Annotated in this window: 20 protein-coding genes; 11 read left to right on the top strand and 9 right to left on the bottom strand. The window is 46.6% G+C overall.

From position 1 onward, the window contains the following. Position 1: 1 nt before the first annotated feature. The 6 genes from SHEWANA3_RS20110 to SHEWANA3_RS20085 form a co-directional block, all read right to left on the bottom strand. Positions 2 to 1,087 carry an efflux RND transporter periplasmic adaptor subunit gene (locus SHEWANA3_RS20110; protein ID WP_011718582.1) on the bottom strand — a complete coding sequence of 362 codons (1,086 nt, stop codon included), beginning with the start codon at positions 1,085 to 1,087 and terminating at the stop codon, positions 2 to 4. Between the two features lie 671 nt (positions 1,088 to 1,758). Beyond that, positions 1,759 to 2,073: a helix-turn-helix transcriptional regulator gene (locus tag SHEWANA3_RS23665; protein WP_041412840.1), complete on the bottom strand. Its 315-nt coding sequence runs from the start codon at positions 2,071 to 2,073 to the stop codon at positions 1,759 to 1,761. Positions 2,074 to 2,804: 731 nt separating this feature from the next. Next, positions 2,805 to 3,386, bottom strand: a complete 582-nt coding sequence (locus SHEWANA3_RS20100) for a lipid-binding SYLF domain-containing protein (RefSeq protein WP_011624854.1) — start codon at positions 3,384 to 3,386, stop codon at positions 2,805 to 2,807. A gap of 138 nt (positions 3,387 to 3,524) precedes the next feature. Further along, positions 3,525 to 4,457 (bottom strand): hypothetical protein, encoded by a 933-nt coding sequence (locus tag SHEWANA3_RS20095; protein ID WP_011718581.1) that lies wholly within the window; start codon positions 4,455 to 4,457, stop codon positions 3,525 to 3,527. Between the two features lie 55 nt (positions 4,458 to 4,512). Then, complete coding sequence (locus SHEWANA3_RS20090) at positions 4,513 to 4,914, bottom strand: nitrous oxide-stimulated promoter family protein (protein ID WP_011718580.1); 402 nt, start codon at positions 4,912 to 4,914, stop codon at positions 4,513 to 4,515. Positions 4,915 to 5,018: 104 nt separating this feature from the next. After that, on the bottom strand, positions 5,019 to 5,378 hold the full coding sequence (locus SHEWANA3_RS20085; protein WP_011624373.1) for a DsrE family protein: 360 nt from the start codon (positions 5,376 to 5,378) through the stop codon (positions 5,019 to 5,021). 251 nt (positions 5,379 to 5,629) lie between these two features. On the opposite strand from SHEWANA3_RS20085, the gene SHEWANA3_RS20080 reads away from it, so the two are divergent. From SHEWANA3_RS20080 to SHEWANA3_RS20050, 7 genes are all read left to right on the top strand, one after another. Next, positions 5,630 to 6,541 carry a hypothetical protein gene (locus tag SHEWANA3_RS20080; RefSeq protein ID WP_011718579.1) on the top strand — a complete coding sequence of 304 codons (912 nt, stop codon included), beginning with the start codon at positions 5,630 to 5,632 and terminating at the stop codon, positions 6,539 to 6,541. Positions 6,542 to 6,755: 214 nt separating this feature from the next. After that, a complete protein-coding gene (locus SHEWANA3_RS20075; protein WP_041413181.1) occupies positions 6,756 to 7,067 on the top strand; it encodes a hypothetical protein in 312 nt (103 codons plus the stop codon). Between the two features lie 11 nt (positions 7,068 to 7,078). Beyond that, entirely contained in the window at positions 7,079 to 8,533 is a 1,455-nt protein-coding gene (locus tag SHEWANA3_RS20070; RefSeq protein ID WP_011718577.1) for a protein adenylyltransferase SelO, read from the top strand. Between the two features lie 11 nt (positions 8,534 to 8,544). Continuing rightward, the gene (locus SHEWANA3_RS20065) at positions 8,545 to 8,838 is read left to right on the top strand and encodes a DUF3630 family protein (protein WP_086017278.1); all 294 of its coding nucleotides are present in this window, start codon (positions 8,545 to 8,547) and stop codon (positions 8,836 to 8,838) included. A 10-nt stretch (positions 8,839 to 8,848) separates the two neighbouring features. Further along, entirely contained in the window at positions 8,849 to 9,886 is a 1,038-nt protein-coding gene (locus SHEWANA3_RS20060; RefSeq protein ID WP_041412837.1) for a serine/threonine protein kinase, read from the top strand. A gap of 127 nt (positions 9,887 to 10,013) precedes the next feature. Beyond that, complete coding sequence (locus tag SHEWANA3_RS20055) at positions 10,014 to 10,625, top strand: thiol:disulfide interchange protein DsbA/DsbL (protein WP_011718574.1); 612 nt, start codon at positions 10,014 to 10,016, stop codon at positions 10,623 to 10,625. 462 nt (positions 10,626 to 11,087) lie between these two features. Further along, positions 11,088 to 11,300 (top strand): DUF1107 domain-containing protein, encoded by a 213-nt coding sequence (locus tag SHEWANA3_RS20050; protein WP_011624366.1) that lies wholly within the window; start codon positions 11,088 to 11,090, stop codon positions 11,298 to 11,300. On the opposite strand, the gene SHEWANA3_RS20045 is transcribed toward SHEWANA3_RS20050, so the two are convergent. Next, complete coding sequence (locus SHEWANA3_RS20045) at positions 11,297 to 11,518, bottom strand: cell division protein ZapB (RefSeq protein ID WP_011718573.1); 222 nt, start codon at positions 11,516 to 11,518, stop codon at positions 11,297 to 11,299. The two genes, SHEWANA3_RS20050 and SHEWANA3_RS20045, sit on opposite strands and share 4 nt — an antisense overlap. 179 nt (positions 11,519 to 11,697) lie before the next feature. Between SHEWANA3_RS20045 and SHEWANA3_RS20040 the strand changes: the two genes are divergently transcribed. Continuing rightward, positions 11,698 to 13,203, top strand: coding sequence for a Na+/H+ antiporter NhaC family protein (locus SHEWANA3_RS20040; protein WP_011718572.1), 1,506 nt, complete (start codon positions 11,698 to 11,700; stop codon positions 13,201 to 13,203). Positions 13,204 to 13,259: 56 nt separating this feature from the next. Further along, positions 13,260 to 13,616, top strand: a complete 357-nt coding sequence (locus SHEWANA3_RS20035) for a RidA family protein (protein WP_011718571.1) — start codon at positions 13,260 to 13,262, stop codon at positions 13,614 to 13,616. 158 nt (positions 13,617 to 13,774) lie between these two features. Here the strand turns inward: SHEWANA3_RS20035 and SHEWANA3_RS20030 are convergent, their stop codons facing one another. Next, entirely contained in the window at positions 13,775 to 14,110 is a 336-nt protein-coding gene (locus SHEWANA3_RS20030; RefSeq protein ID WP_011718570.1) for a hypothetical protein, read from the bottom strand. 17 nt (positions 14,111 to 14,127) lie between these two features. Next, positions 14,128 to 14,394: a Rho-binding antiterminator gene (locus SHEWANA3_RS20025; RefSeq protein WP_011718569.1), complete on the bottom strand. Its 267-nt coding sequence runs from the start codon at positions 14,392 to 14,394 to the stop codon at positions 14,128 to 14,130. A gap of 70 nt (positions 14,395 to 14,464) precedes the next feature. Here SHEWANA3_RS20025 and SHEWANA3_RS20020 point away from each other — a divergent pair, with 70 nt between their 5' ends. Together SHEWANA3_RS20020 and SHEWANA3_RS20015 are read left to right on the top strand one after the other, a co-directional pair. Next, positions 14,465 to 15,280: a DUF1223 domain-containing protein gene (locus SHEWANA3_RS20020; protein WP_244096580.1), complete on the top strand. Its 816-nt coding sequence runs from the start codon at positions 14,465 to 14,467 to the stop codon at positions 15,278 to 15,280. A gap of 156 nt (positions 15,281 to 15,436) precedes the next feature. Further along, on the top strand, positions 15,437 to 16,528 hold the full coding sequence (locus SHEWANA3_RS20015) for a branched-chain amino acid aminotransferase (RefSeq protein ID WP_011624359.1): 1,092 nt from the start codon (positions 15,437 to 15,439) through the stop codon (positions 16,526 to 16,528). The last annotated feature ends 27 nt before the right edge of the window (positions 16,529 to 16,555 follow it).

The raw sequence follows: 16,555 nt of genomic DNA, 5'->3' as shown, positions 1-16,555 counted from the left end.
TTTAATCCTTCATTGGATAAACAGGATAGCCGTCATAAAGGCTATGAACACCGGATACAGCAATCACATCACCAACTTTTAAACCTGAAAGAACGTTGACAGTTTGCTCAGTGATATTTCCGATGGTTATACTTTTTTTGGTAACTTGTCCATTTATGGGGTCATATAGCCATACAAAGGCCGAATTATCACTATTTCCCACAATTGCATCTAATGGGATTGAAAGAATGTTTGTTGACTCATTAGATGACAAATAAATAGCATGCCCTGTCATGCCTGAGCTGATAGGCGTTTTGTCTGGTACTGAAAAAGCTACTTTTACTTTATAAGTTCTGGTTGCGGCGTCTGCTTGGCCGGAGAATTCAGTTATTTTGCCCTCGAACCTTTTATCGGGAAATGCTGTTAGGGTAACAAATAACTGATTATCAAGCTTTATGTCAGCCGCGGAGTTGACTCTTTCTCCTTGCGCCCAATCCGATTCTGGAACGCTTACAACCATTTCATACGCAGATTCGCTATGCAACTGCATAATAGGTTGCTTAGCATGTACTGTTGCAAAGAGGTCTATTTCTCTTGTAACTACGCGCCCTGCAAATGGAGCTATTAGTTTGGTTTCTGTTAAAGCTTTATCTGCTTGATTAAAGGCAGCTTGTGCAACTTCAAGATTTCTTTTCGCTTGCTGGAATGCTTGAGGAGTAACAGCATCTGCTTTTAACGCCTTTTCATACCTTTGAAAATCAGACTTAGCAACAATTAAATCAGACTTTGCACTGTCAAGTTGTGCTTGATAATCACGATCATCAATTTCAGCTAATACTGTGTCTTGTTTGACAAAATCACCTTCTTTTACATGCAATTTAATTACTTTACCAGGTACTTCGAAAGCCAAAACGGCTTCTTTAACCGATGACACGCTACCTGGATATCGATACGTTGATGTACTAGGGGTCTGCTCCACTTGCAAGAGTTTAACAGGCCTTGAAACTGTCTCTTTGGTATCTATTTGGGATTGCTCACACCCAACTAGAAGTAAAACTGCTCCGAAAATGAGAAAAGTAACCTTATGATTTTTTTCAAAAATGCTCATTGAGTCCTCCGATTGAAGTGCAGAAGTAACGAAGCCTACCTGTCTAAACTTATAGGCATAGCTCGTCATTTGAGCAATTCTAATACAAAAAAACATTTAACAAAACACCTGTTATGAAAAATGTGAATATCTAAGAGGGAACCAATTTTTTATGCTTAAGATTTTCAGTGAAGATGAAGAATCTAGAAGAGATCATCTATCTGCCGCTTTTGAATGCACGAGGGATGTGCTCTGAGCAATTGCAGTTTTTAAGTGTGTCAGAGTGGTGGTTAATTGAGTTGCTAGCCAGGCAGTAACGATTCAAGTGATAGTGACATAATAAGTCTTGCTATCAAGTAAGAAGTGCATAACTTTACTTATAATAATTCTGATTCTACAAGCTCAAAGTAGTTAAGTGACTAATAATTCGAAGGTGCGTTATAACTATATCTTAACTATTTAAATTAATTTATACTTGTAAATAATGGAAGATATATAATTTTATACTCAATATATAACATAGGCAGATTTTAGAATTATTGCTTCAAGATAATGTTTAAAAATCTCGAATACAGCACTTTGATACAAAAAATGTGTATCATATAGTAGAATTTTTAATTATCAAAGTTCTATTTATTGATTAAGTTTGTAAACTGCCTTTATACATTACTATTTTATTGGGAATTTATATTTTAATTATTCTGCGTTAGATTCTTAATTAACTCTCGGACTATTTGTTTTTGTTCTGGCTCTAGCAAACTGTAATCATTTAAAATACTAGTATCTTTAATATAGTTCTCAAAGGCACTGTCGTAGGTTATACTTAACTCTTTAATAATGACATTAAGTATTTGTATATCCAAATTTTCAACACTTCTATTTTCAATTTCCCAAAGTAATGCTTTACTTAAACCTATTTTTTCTGCAAGGTTATCCAATGATAATCCTTTGCTTAATCTAGCAATTCTCAATTTATTGCCGATGTCAACATTTGTATTAATTTTCATAATAGCTCAGAATTCAGATAATCACTGCTGCACTCTAATTGAGTGTGTAGATACAGGCATCTTCTCAAAAGTGGTACACGTGAATCTTGCTTAAGTAAACTGGAAGTAAAAATAGCTCCAAAAACGAGAAAAGTAACCTTATGAAATTTTCTAAAATGCTCATTGAGTCCCCCGATCAATGTATAGAAGTTGCGAAGTCTGCCTGTCGAAATCTTTAGACAGTGGTCGCCATTTGCACAATTCTAATACAAAAAAAATTTTTACAAAACACTTGTTATGTGAATTTTTAAACTATAAGGCTGAATTTTACGGTTGTCCTTAAAGTTTTCAGTGAAGAAAAAGGAACTGGGTGTAGTGAATGAGTGAAACTGGTCATCAGTTTGTAGGCAATTTATGTGATTTGGAGTAGATGAGGTTATCCGAGATGTCAGAGTAACTAGAACTTCGTAGCACGCTTCTATCCCATTGTAAGTTTGCAAAGGTTTATATGGATATTCGTAGTAAAATTACACTTATCACTTGAGTTATTTTTGGATTTCTTATTTGTCAGACTATGGGTTTATTTTATGTCAATGTATGGGTATATGATTTAGCTAAGTCATTGTTCTTAGATACTCTGCTGTGTCATGGTTTGGTTTCAGCGACATGAGTAATCGCTATCGGGGATAAAAGAAAACCTCCTAATCCTGTGGAATAGGAGGTTTTTTAATGGGGACGACATGGACTAAAACTTAGTTGCCTCTGGGCTCGAAGGAGAAGGATTGTCCCGCCAGCGCTGCTTCAAACATTAATCCACCTTTGGCAACGGTAAATACCGCCATACCATTGATATAGGCGGCAGTTGCCGATTGATTACCACCCGCTTGGCCTGCGCCTGCCGAGTTGCCTGTGGTGCCCGCTTTCGCATTTGCGCCCATGTTAATCGCAACGGCCGAGGCCTGTGCATCGAACTCGAAACTGCCACTAGTGAACTCGTTGTAGGATTTGGCATCCTTAAAGAAGATGATTTCGCTATAGGCTTGTCCGCCTAGCTGAAAACCAATGGAGAGCTGAGTCAGGCTAGAGTCTCCCATATATTGACCTGCTTGAAAGACGCGACCTTTACCGTAGGCGGCGCCAATACCAATTCCGCCTTTACCGACAGTGGGGAAAAGGGCATAACCATAGGCGGTATCAAAAAATTTGCGCGTTTCCTTTGCTTGGTGAAAATTATTTAAAGCCTCGGTGTAGCTATCGTCGGCCTGAGCTGCGGGTGCCATAAAGCTGGCAATCAGACAGGTTGATGCGACGATAAGGGATAAAAATGATTTCATGGCGTTCCTCCTTAATGCTTAGGTTCCATCAGACTACCCTTTGTTTTAACAAATGACAGCCTAAAGCTGAGTTCATGTCAGCTGGGGTTCAGTTTTTACAGGGTGACAGTGTGCCAGTTTTGAGTGCTTTAGGGTGAATTAGTTCTTCGAGCGAGAGGGCGTATTGGTGATTTTTTCAGAGCCTTCATTCGATTCCTGCTGTAGTTGTTGAATAAATTCAAATTCTTCAGGAGTGAGTATTTCTCCCGCCTGAGGCTCCGCCTTTGGCTGAGGGGCTGACATATGTCCCTTGAGATAGGCGGTGCGGGTGATTTGCTTCAGGCCGTATGCCGCCAGTAGGTAAAAGCTTAGCAGCAGGCTTAAGCGTGGCAGCGCATGGGATAGGGTCGAGAGCGAATCTCCAAGATAAAAGGGAAGCACCACCACAAATACCCTTAACAGCCAGTTAAATAGCATGGCCAAGGTCAGGCCGAACAACCAGCGAAAACGGATCAGCTTTAAGGTTTGCTGCGGTGCCTCGTTACGCTGTTGTTGGCGCAGCTTATGTCGTTGGAATAGTCGCCAGAGTGCAAAAAAATAGGTCGCCGTTTGGATAAACAGCAACAGAGGCAAGGCCAGACTCCAGTGGCTGAGGTCGATATCTTGGCGATGTTTAAAAAATTCTGCCTGAAACCAAAGGGCATTTTTGTGCAAGTTTAGCCGTACAACCATATCCAGCATGGCGAGAAACAGTGTGATCAATGCTGGCCAATAATGCCGTGAGAATCCCACAGGCTCAGTGCTTTGCTCTAGGCTGCGTTTGCAGTAGAGGTAGAGCAGCGGCATGAGTAAAAAATAAATCGGGGTGATCAGGTTAAATAACACATGGATTGGGATGGGGGTGTTATCGCGGTTGAGCATGCCTGTCAGAAAATACAGGCCAACAAGGCTTAAGAAACCCGCGAGCAGTCTTTGATTATTGTTGGAGTGGTAGAAATAGCGAATATAAATAGCTAACGCGAGGCAATGTAAGCCACCAAATAGGGATAACCACCAATAGGCTTGAGCAAAAAACGTATTAAACTCGTTCATTTTTAACACCTCGACGCCCTGTTATAACAGGGAATTTCGAGGCGCAAAAGTGTTACTAAAGGTTTTTCTGTGAAATTGCGATGCGTTGATGGCGATTAGAGGCCGCCTCTGGCACAGATGCGGGAACCGGCTGACGCTCTGCCAGTAAGTGTTTGATTGCGCGAATTGGATGCGGTAACAGCATTCGTGGGCCGGCGAAAATCATGATCTCTTTGACCTGCGCCTTTTGTGCGGGTTTATAGCAGTGCACAGGGCACTTATTGCAGGTGGGTTTATCTTGTCCGTAGGGGCAGCGATCGAGTCGAACGGCGGCATATTCTAGCAGCGCTAAACATTCTTCACACAGGCCGGATGCCGTTTGGCCTTGGTGCTTAGCTTTACAATAGATTTTCGCCATCGCGCTAATGGTTTCATGCTCGTAGCGCAGTTTACCTGTAAGTAGTGCCGCTGAGTCCATGGGAATACCTTAGTCTGTCACTCGGATAATCCCATCATAAGCAGCGGCGCGGGCTTGTTCAAAACTGAAGTGTCAATTTATGAAGATGCGCACAAAATGAGACTTTAAATATGCATCACCTTATCGGCGGCCAGCGTCCAGCGGGTGAGATCCTGCAGAGTGCCTATTTGTGCGCCTTCGAGCAGCATTTCGGGGTTAACGCCCCGCGCTTGGGCGCAGGTTTTACAGAGTAAAATAGGGACTTGCTGAGCGCTTAGGATTTCAAACATCTGTTGTAGGTTGTAACTGAGGTCTGGAGTCGTTTGATGCTTAAGGGCGCCAAACACCGCATCTGACATTAAAAAGATTTTTAAATCAACTTGTTGCTCTGTTTGATCCTTCAGCGCCAAAGCGATACGTAGGCTATTGAAGAGTTTTTCAGTGCCATAGGGGCTGGCGTGGGCAACGATCAGAATGTTTTGCATTAGGCTTTCCTTAATTTTGCAAATGGTCATAAACCCTAACAGTCTAGCCGAATTGCGCCTATCGATTTGCGTGCAAGATCGGATAAAACGGCATAAATACTTGATTTACACAGACACTATGGACTTTAATAGCGGTTAATCTCTGCTCAACTTTTGGACAGAATCCCTTGCCAGCTTCAGGTCATCCAGTCGCCCTGGCAAGCCAACTGCAATTGCTTCTGATGGGAAGCAGCCATTAAAGGTGAAGAAGAATGAAGGTCGTTGTCGTTTTTATACTGATCGCTATCGGAGTGTTTTTATTTCGTCGTGCCCAGCGCTTGGCGAAGGAAGAGCAAGAGGCAATGATGGCGAAGAAATCAACCGAAAAGACAAGGGATACAAGCGCTTCGCCCGATGAGGCTGAACCTACGCCTGACCTTGCTCCTTCTGCGACGAACGAGTCAGAAGCCGCTGCGGCCAAAGCGCCCGAGGTTGAATTAATGCCAAGGGACGTTGAGCCAGCGAGTCGTGTTGAGCTGAGTGAAGATATTATCGACGTTGAGATCCCCGCTACAACCCATGACGAGAATGTGATTATCCTTGCCGATACTCATGCTGCGGATGCCGATAAAGACTCTGCAATCCCTGAGGATGACGTTTTGGTCATTAAGGCGAGTGAGGTTAAAGAAGATCCGGTAGTCGACGTGCCCGTTAAAGCTAAAGAAAGCGTCGAGAGTTCACCAGAGGTGGCAAGCACTCCTTTGGCGAAAGACGAGTCGCTTGCAGCACTTGGTTCATGGGCGAATGTGACTCTAGAGCGCGCGGTAGAAGAATACCAAAGTGCAGATACTGCCTTGGCTCGCTATAACGCCTTACAAAACGTGATTGCAGAGTGCTACAAGCAGCGTAAATCGACCGAATATTTAGCCTATGGCGCAGCGCTACATGGGCTATATCTTGCGTTATTCCACAGTGCGAATACCGAAAAGCCTAAGGAGCTTGAACTTAAAACACCAGGTTTTATGCAGCTCGCGACCCTGTTAAACGATACCCAAGACTTTGATAAAGCGATTGCACTCTGCCAAGAGGCGATCAAACTCGGTTTAACCGATGGCACAGTGACGGGATTTGAAGGACGAATTAGCCGTATCGAGAAGGCGCAGGCGAAAGCGACGACGGCCTAAGGTTGCTCTGACCGCGAGAATAGAACTCAGGCTTTGGTGCTCAAACGCTATTAACTATGCACTTGAGATACCCTTAGCCGAAAAGCGGTTATTTAACCGGGTAAAGCCGTGTAGAATCCTGATACTTACCGCGCAAAAGGCGAACTAAGGTTCGCTTTTTTTATGGGCTATTTTTATGAAGTATGTTGCGAGCTGTTTTAACCGAATCGGCAAAATGAAATTATCCTTGGCCATCTTATTTGTCAGCCTCAGCCTTGGGTTGAGTGGCTGCACTAAAACCCCCGAATGGACGCTATTTTATTATCCTGCGGCGACCTCACTGCCAACGACGCCATTACAAACCGATGATATCAATGGTTATTACGACACTCTCGAGCAGTGCCAGCGCAAAGCCCAAGGATTACAACGCTTAACCGGATCGGGTGTGAGTGGCTTCGAGGCTAGCGGCGCCGGCGTATATCAATGCGGTCAACAGTGTGAGCTTAACGACAAGTCCGTGCTCGTGTGTAAGCAGCTCGTTCAATAGGGAAGGCATTGATGAAGTTTAAACAGGATTTTTTTACCCAGTTACCTGAGTTTTACGCTCAAGTTTATCCACAGGGGATAAGCAATCCTCATTGGCTGGCGTGGAGTGAAGATGCCGCCAAGTTAATCGACTTACAGCAGCCTACAGATGTCCTATTGAAAGGATTATCGGGTAACGCGGCCGTTGAGGGCGCAAGTTATTATGCGCAGGTGTACAGTGGCCATCAGTTTGGTGGCTATACGCCCAGATTAGGCGATGGTCGCTCGATTATTTTGGGTGAGGCATTAGGCCCCCAAGGTGCATGGGATGTGGCACTCAAAGGCGGCGGGCCGACGCCCTATTCTCGCCATGGCGATGGCAGAGCCGTAATGCGCTCAGCGGTGCGGGAGTTTCTTGTCTCCGAAGCGCTGCATCATTTAGGCGTGCCGACGACCCGAGCCTTGGCGGTGATCGGCTCTGATATGCCCGTCTGGCGTGAGAGCCAAGAAACCGCAGCCATTACCGTACGTTTGGCACGTAGCCATATCCGTTTCGGTCATTTCGAATTTTTCTGCCATAGCGAGCGTGGTCAAGCCGATAAGCTCACGCAGTTACTCAACTTTACCTTGAAGCAGCATTATCCGCATTTGAGCTGCGATCTGGCGGGCTATAAAGCCTGGTTTTTGCAGGTAGTACAAGATACCGCTAAGCTCATCGCCCATTGGCAGGCTATCGGCTTTGCCCACGGGGTGATGAATACCGACAATATGTCGATTCTGGGGGATAGTTTCGATTTTGGCCCGTTTGCCTTCCTCGATACCTTCCAAGAATACTTTATTTGCAATCATTCCGACCCAGAAGGGCGTTACGCCTTTGGTCAGCAGCCCGGTATTGGCCTGTGGAACCTGCAACGTTTAGCGCAGGCGTTGACACCTGTGATCCCGTCCGATGATTTAATTGCCGCCTTGAATCAATATCAACATGCGCTAGTACAGCATTACTTGATGCTGATGCGCGCTAAGTTAGGGCTGGCTGAGCGAGCGGATTCGACAGCAGAGCAGGATCAGCAGGACTTAGAACTGATTGGCCGCTTTACCGTGCTGATGGAGAAAAATCAGCTGGATTACAGCAACACCTGGCGCCGCTTCGGTCAGCTTGACCCGAGTAGTGCGCACTCTTCGCTACGGGATGATTTTATCGACCTTAATGAGTTTGATGTTTGGTATCAGGCATATCAGGTGCGGTTGGGTAAAGTTACCGATGTTGAGGCCTGGCAGCAGGCGCGTAATAGCGTTAATCCCAAATACATCCTACGCAATTATTTGGCTCAGGAGGCCATTATTGCCGTGGAGGAGGGCAATCTTGCGCCGCTAGAGCGTCTGCACCAAGTGTTGCGCCAGCCGTTTGCCGAGCAAGTTGAGCACGAAGATCTGGCCAAGCGTCCACCCGATTGGGGACAAGGGCTGATTATGTCGTGCAGCAGTTGATGGAAGTAAAAATGAAATTAGAAGCCATTCAGTTAGATAGAGCCGCCTTAAGCTTAAGTGTGAGCGGCGATATCGATTTTGATCATTTCGAGGCCTTTGCCGAACCATTAGCCCATGCCTTAGATTGTCGAGTGCGCGAGCGCCAATGGGGCGCGGATCGCCATCAATGGCTATTGGAGTTTGAGGGCACCTCACTTTGGCTCAATTATGAGTTTTACGGCAATATCTGTTGGCTGAGTGTGGAACGTGAGGCCGATTTTGAGGTATTGGAATACCTTGCCACACTGTTAAAGTCCTATGTATGAGAGAGTCGCAATGAGCCAAGATAAATTAGTTCCATCTCAGGGTGTCGTCGATGATATGCATTCGGGCGCAGCCTTTGACTTTCAGGCTTTAACGCCGGATTTGATTTTAGATGCGATCGAGAGTCTCGGGATATACCCAGAGACGGGTCTACTCGCGCTCAATAGTTACGAAAACCGCGTGTATCAATTTCGCAGCGATGAAGGGCAACGCTATGTGGTGAAGTTTTATCGCCCCGATCGTTGGACCGATGCGCAGATCCAAGAAGAACACGACTATGCCATCGCGCTTGCCGAGCAGGAAATCCCGATGGCGGTGCCCACATCCGTGCAAGGGCAGACTTTGCATCATTTCCACGGCTTTCGGTTTGCACTGTTTCCCTCCATCGGCGGTCGCCCCTTCGAAGTGGATAACTTAGAGCAGTTGGAATTTGTTGGGCGTTTTATCGGTCGTATACACCAGTACGGTGCCCAGTCGACATTTAAAGCCCGTGAGCCGCTGAATCCCCAGATTTTAGGCGATGAACCTTTAGCTTGGTTAAAGCAGTCAGATCTTGTACCCAACACACTACGCCCCGCGTTTTTTACCGTGGTGGAGCAAGTGTTGGCGAAGGTGAATCAGCGTTGGGCGCAGCAAGCTTTTACGCCCATTCGTCTGCACGGGGATTTACATCCGGGGAATATTCTTTGGACGCCCGATGGGCCGGGATTTGTGGATTTAGACGATGCCCGTATGGGGCCGGCTATTCAAGATTTATGGATGATGCTGACGGGCGATAGAGCGCAGCAGCAACTGCAACTCGAGGTATTACTCGAGGCTTATGAAGAGTTTTGTGAGTTCGATACTCGGCAGTTGGCGCTGATTGAACCCCTACGCGCATTACGGATGGTGCACTATAACGCTTGGATTGGCAGGCGTTGGCAAGATCCTGCTTTCCCTATGCATTTCCCCTGGTTTGGGGATGAAAAGTATTGGGAGCAGCAGATCTTAGCCTTTAAGGAGCAACTCGCGGCACTCGATGAACCGCCGCTGAGCCTGATCCCCTACTAAATGTGTGAACAGGATGGAATTACGCACCTCTTAGCCCAAACCGATTGAACTCTCGGCTTGAGTTACACTCAAAAAATGAAATATGTTAGGCTCCAGCTAGTTTTGAAAATTGATTTAAGGAAAATTCATGAAAAAAGCATTACTTATGGTGGCAGCGCTGTTATTGGCTCCATTAACTGTATCGGCAGTTGAATACAAAGAAGGCGTACATTACACAGTGATTAACGACGGCCCAGCGACAGCTAAGCCAGAAATCACCGAATTTTTCTCTTTCTATTGCCCACATTGCTACAACTTCTCTAAAACTGTGGTGCCTAAAATTTTGGCTGAGAAGCCAGAAGGTGTGGCATTCAATCAAGCCCACGTAGACTTTATTGGTAAGGAAATGGGCGTAGAAATGTCTCGCGCCTTTGCGGTAGCGCACCAACTGAATGTGGACGATAAAATGGATGCGGCTCTTTTTTCTGCTATCCATGAGAAGAAACAACACTTCACTAACCGTGATGACGTGCGCGCCCTGTTCGTGGCTAACGGTGTTGACGGTAAGGCCTTCGATTCGGCCGCTGACTCCTTTATGGTGAAAGCGCAAATGGCGAAGATGAAGCGTGATACTGAAAACGCGAAGATTTCAGGTGTGCCTGCATTAGTGGTGAATGGCAAGTACCGCGTCGAAACAGGTGCGATCAAGTCTTACGATGAACTGTTAGATATCGCTTACTATTTAGCTAAGAAACAGTAATGATCACCAGATTGCCGCTGTTTTATCATCATTTTGTAATCTAACTGATTGATACTGCGAGCATAAAATTTAAGGAGCCTAGCGCTCCTTTTTTATTGGCTGAAGCTTGAGCCCTTGGTAGTGACAGTTAAACTCGCCGCTTGCGGACTTAGGTGTTTGGCAAAAAAGAGTAAAAAAAAACCGTACTTCCGATAATCGGAAAGTACGGACTTGAGCCAGAGGGCTCATTTTTACCCTGAGTAACCTGGCTAATTTAACGATGCGTCAAAATAATGTCAATAGTCAATTTTTTGACGTTTGTTTATTGTAAAATAAACTGAACTGATTATTTAATTAAATCATTTGGTTAAGCTGTTTGAATTGTAAATCTTGAAAAAAATCTATCAGAGATGAAACTCAATAGGTAATGCTTCTGTCAAACAACTGTAATCAATAACAACAAGAATGCATGTAGGGGGTTGTATGAGAGTTTTCCCTGTATACGCACCGAAGCTTATTGCAAAGCATGCGCGTATTTTTCTCACTGGCGTGATATGGGTTAAAGACTTAGGTCGATTAGAATTTGAAAAGGGGCGTTTTTTATTGCCAAGAAAAAGCCTGCCAAAAGTGAAGCAGGCTATCTTAGAGCTGAACGAACTGATTGAATCGCAGAATCATCAAACTAAAACAGCTTAGATTTCACTGTTGAGCAGGCCAACAAGTCCAGTGACTTTGTCGTTCCAAGAAGCGAGTTCTTGTTGCAATTGTTGGTTTTGCTCAGATAATTGTTGATTTTGCTCATTCAAGGCCGACGTCTTTTGCTTCTCTTCCTCTAGCTCCATTTTTAGAAGCTCGATAGTTTCGAGTGTAGCCTGGATCTTGGTTTCCAGTTTGGACAGTAATTCAAGGCTCATCTGGAGAGTCCTATAGTTTCTGGATGGGACTGTGATTCTAGCAGTGCCAAGAGCATAAGGAATAGCAGTCTTTTTCGTTTGGTCAAAAAATACCCGATAACCGCGTGCGAATTTAAGTTTTTTTGCATTTGTTATTAACTCGTTAGTATTCTTGGGTTTATTTATTATCGGAAAGGCCCATGTCGCCGAATCTGCTTGCGATACTTCCCCTGTTATTAACCCTAGTGTTAGCCCTTTGGCTGCGGCGTACCTTAGTGGCGCTGGGTGTCGGTATCCTCTCGGGCGCGTTAATCATTGCCCAGTTCGATATCCTGCAAAGCTTGGGCTATCTCTTGGAAATAGGCGCTAAGCAGTTTTACAGCCAAGACGCTTGGCAGTGGTGGCATTTAAACGTGCTGATGGCCATGTTACTGCTGGGCAGCATGACGCAGCTCCTTGCCAGAAGCGGTGCGGTCGAGCAATTTGGTGATTGGCTATATCGACGTATTCGCACGGGGCGACAGGCGCGTATTGGTGTGGTGCTGTTGGGTTGGTTGGTCTTTATCGACGGTATTTTTAGTTGCCTCGCTGTGGGGCATGTGTGCCAACCTTTGAGCCAGCGTTATGGTATCCGGCAGACGCAGCTGGCCTATTTAGTCGACTCTAATGCGTCGCCGCTCTGTTCACTCTTGCCTTTTTCTAGCTGGGGTCCCTATGTGATGGCGCTGCTGGCGGGACTCAGCTTTTTACCCGTTTCCGCCCTTGAGGCCTTTATCGACGTCGCCTTATCCAATTTTTATGCGATAACTACATTAGGCTTGTCACTGATTGTGGCTTGGTTTGGGATGGGGTTTAGTTCCATCGAGAAGGCGCTATTGGCGGCTGAGCCCGTTGAGCCAAGTTTATCGTCTTCAAAGGGCAATCCTTGGCTGCTTGCGATCCCTATGCTGACCTTGCTGGGCGCCTCAGTCGGTTTAACTCTTTGGTCTGGCGCGCAGCAGGTGCCGTCATGGGATATTTCGGCTTGGTTAGCCAAGGCCGATATTGGCGCTGCGATGCGCGATGCTTGTCTGTTATCGACCTTAGTGACGCTAGTGTTGTTGATGTTGTCGGGCCGAAGCATAGGGAAACTGCTGGGCGACTTGGCGCATGGCGTGCGGATGATCGCCTTTGCCATCGCGATTTTACTCTGTACTTGGATGATAGGCGCGGTGATCCAAGATCTGGGCGTGGCGAGCTTGTTAGCGAGCTGGGCTAAATTGTATTTATCCCCGAGTTTGCTGGTGGCGGGGATGTTCCTGCTCTGCGCTATCATGGCCTTTGCTACTGGCTCAAGCTGGGGCACCTTCGCGATTATGCTCCCCATCGGCGGGGAAATTGCCCATAACATGGATGCTAGCTTGCTGTTGCCGGTATTGAGTGCTGTGATGGCGGGCTCGGTATTTGGCGATCATTGCTCGCCGATTTCAGATACTAGCGTGCTGAGCGCGACGAGCTCTGGCTGCTTACCCCATGACCATGTGGTGACTCAACTGCCCTTTGCATTAATCGGCGCGGGTGCGGCATTAGTGGGATTTCAGTTAGTCAACTTATCCGTTGCAACCCTATTCGTGTGGTGTGGGGTCATAGGTACGGCACTAGGGTTATTGGCCTTATTGACACGCTTTTATCCACCTTGGCTGAGCGCTCGTTCGCAGACAAACTGAGTCTTTCGGGGTAGAATGTCCGCAGAATTAACCATTTGATTTAAGAGATTATCCCTATGAGCATTACCCGTTTAGATGTTGGTACACGTATGAGCAGCATAGTGATCCACCAAGGCACAGTGTACTTATGTGGCCAAGTGGCAAAGGATAAGTATCAAAACATCACCGAACAAACGATGACTATGCTAGAGGAAGTCGACACCCTGTTAGCGCAGGCGGGCAGTTCTCGGGAGCACTTGTTGTCAGCCACTATCTATTTAAAAGATATGAATGACTACGATGCTATGAATGCCGTTTGGGATGCTTGGGTGCCACAGGGACATGCGCCAGCCCGTGCCTGTGTGCAGGCAGCGATTGCCGAGCCTGAATATCTGGTTGAAGTTTCTGTGATTGCAGCGGTCGCTAAGGCGTAATTCGCTTCTTATCTCAGTAAGTAGTAAAGCTAAGTTGAACTTGGCTTTACACGCCCTCAACCATAGCAGCCTAAATGCTGCGGCAAATCTACCGTAACAAGGTTACGCAACGCGACCTTCCATTAGAGCGCGATCTTTAACTAGCACAAGCTCTTCAGTTAGAAATAGTGGGCTAAGTTTGCCGGAATATGTGGGCTGTTTGATGCATACTGCGCCAGCAAGGCTTGGGAGATGGCCTCAATATCCAGCGTTGGTAAACCTTGCGCTATGATGCTCACGGCCCAAGGTGCGTGAAGTTTGAGTTGATGATAATCCTCGGTTTCGACAAACCGTGCCAACGAATAACGGCTACCGCCTAATCCGTGTCCCCAACCTTCGCTGACGTCAAAGGGGGAATCGAGTCGCTCGCTATCAAACTCCACCAAGTAGGGGGATTGGCCGTGGTGACCACCAGTCCAATCGCCTAATTCCAGTAACAGTATCATCCTTGTCATTTATTTATGCTCCTTTACTACCAGCTCGCAATCATAACACGGCCAAAACTGGCATGGGGATCCGTGGGCGTGATGGCGATAATGCTATCTAGCCGCAGTGTTTGCTGGCCAGCTTGATGTTCGACGACCAGCCATTCGGTCTTATCGGCGTGGGTCTGGGTCGTAATTGCCCGTGCTTGGCATAGGCTGCCGTCCTGCAGCTCAATGTCGAGGCGATAGCCGTGCATACAAGCTAGCTCAAGGTAGTCGTAGTGGGCACAGGGGATCATTTTGTAGTCAGACATCATCTTTCCTCTGGTGTGAATGATTTGGATGCGATTCAAGGTCTTCTTCTCTATTGAGGGAGGAGAAATTATGAAACGCATCCTATTAGCGAGTATTTTTTTCTGGCAGCTGTTGCAACCCGTGCTTGCTCAAACCTTGGCACCTTTTGAAGCGCAGAGTACCGTGGCTCGCCCCTATATTATCGAACTTTATACGTCACAGGGCTGCAGTAGTTGCCCGCCCGCTGAAGCTTGGTTAGCTGAGCAATTTAATAAGACCGACCTATGGCAGAAATATTTTCCGTTAGCCTTTCATGTGACCTATTGGGATTACCTCGGGTGGAAGGATATTTTTGGCCAAAGGGCTTTCAGTGAGCGCCAATATCAGCATTTAAACCAAAAGCATACGCGGCAAGTGTATACGCCACAGTTTGTGATTAATGCTAAGGAGTGTCGTGGTTGGTTCTCGGGTGAGTTAAACGGGATATTTGCTATGCCTCAGCCTGAGGTCGGTGTGCTTAAGGTGCGCATCGCCAATCAGCAACTTGAGGCGAGTTTTGCACCGCAGCCCAGTTGGGCGCAGGATAAAGACTTACATCGAGCGCGTTTGCACTTGGCCTTGGTCGGTTCGGGGTTTACGACTGAGATAAAGCGCGGCGAGAATCGCCATAAACAATTACCCCATGATTTTGTGGTGCTGAGTTTGCAATCTTTGCCCGCGACGGCTTTGTTTGCGGGCGCCAAAGACCCTACGCTGCAGTTTACCCAATCCCTAGATGCCATTCCCGCATCAGCGTTTAACGCGCCTCGTTTGGCGTGGGTGGCCTGGTTAACGCTAAATGAAGAACCTATACAAGCCGTGGGCGGCTGGCTTGAGGCGCCGCATGACGAAATTCAAAGTCAATAAGGGGAGGCAAATGAAGCGATTTGCCCTAACGGCAAGTTGTTAAGACATCTTTTTAACCGCTTATTTTATCGGCTAAGACTTTTAGATGAATCTCACCTATTGACTTTATTCCTGCCGCTACCTAGTCTGCTTGTTCAGTAATCAAGGTGGTATGCGATGGAAATAAAATACGATTTAAAACCTGCGTCCGAACGCCGTACTGAGCAATTCAAGCCCGAAGGAAATGTGGGCTTCGGTAGCCTCAGAACCGATCATATGTTTTTAATGGATTATCGCGATGGTGAATGGCGCGATCCACGTATTGTGCCCTACGGTCCGTTTGAAATGGCGCCGGGTGCGATGGCCCTGCATTATGGTCAGTCAATCTTCGAAGGCGCTAAGGCCTTTATGCATGAAGATGGCGAAATTTACACTTTCCGTATCAACAAAAACGCCGAGCGTATGAATCGTTCTGCGGATATTGTCTGTATTCCTAATATCGATGAGCAGATGCAAATCGATGCGATCAACGCCTTGATCGACGTAGACCGTCTCTGGTTCCCGATGCAAGAAGGTGCCTGTTTATACATTCGCCCCTTTATTTTTGCGACCGAAGACCGTCTGTCTGTGAGTCCAAGTACGCGCTACACATTCTGCGTGGTGTTAAGCCCAAGTGGTGCTTACTACGCGGCGGGTGTGAATAAAGGTATTCGTCTGCTGATCAGCAAGACTTACCATCGCGCCGTATCGGGTGGTACTGGCGCCTCTAAAGCGGCGGGTAACTATGCTGCCTCATTGCGTGCCGGTAAAGCTGCCGCGCAGTTTGGTGCATCACAGGTGCTGTATTTAGATGCGAACAACCAACAGATTGAAGAAGCGGGCGCCATGAACCACTTCCACATTCTGAAAGACGGCACAGTGATCATCCCAACCTTCACAGATACCATCTTAAAATCCATTACCTCGCAATCCATTATGGAGCTGGGTGAGTTACTCGGCTGCGAAGTGCGCCAAGAGACTGTTATGCTGGATAAGTTTATCGCCGATATAGAATCCGGTGAGATTATCGAAGCGGGTGGTTTTGGTACAGCTGCCGTGGTATCTGCTGTCGGTTCCTATATTTTTGAAGATGGCCGAGTGGTGACCGTGGGCAACGGTGAAGTGGGTGAGCATATTCAGCGTATCTACAAGTTGTACACCGATATCCAGAAAGGCCATATCCAAGGCCCGGATGGCTGGGTGAAACGTGTTGAGCGTGTCGCACCTTAATCGTGAAATGATTCAATGAAATAAGGC

Origin of the sequence: Shewanella sp. ANA-3 (assembly GCF_000203935.1) — a bacterium.
Classification (GTDB): Bacteria; Pseudomonadota; Gammaproteobacteria; order Enterobacterales; family Shewanellaceae; genus Shewanella.
This window is presented reverse-complemented; position numbering and strand designations above follow the sequence as displayed.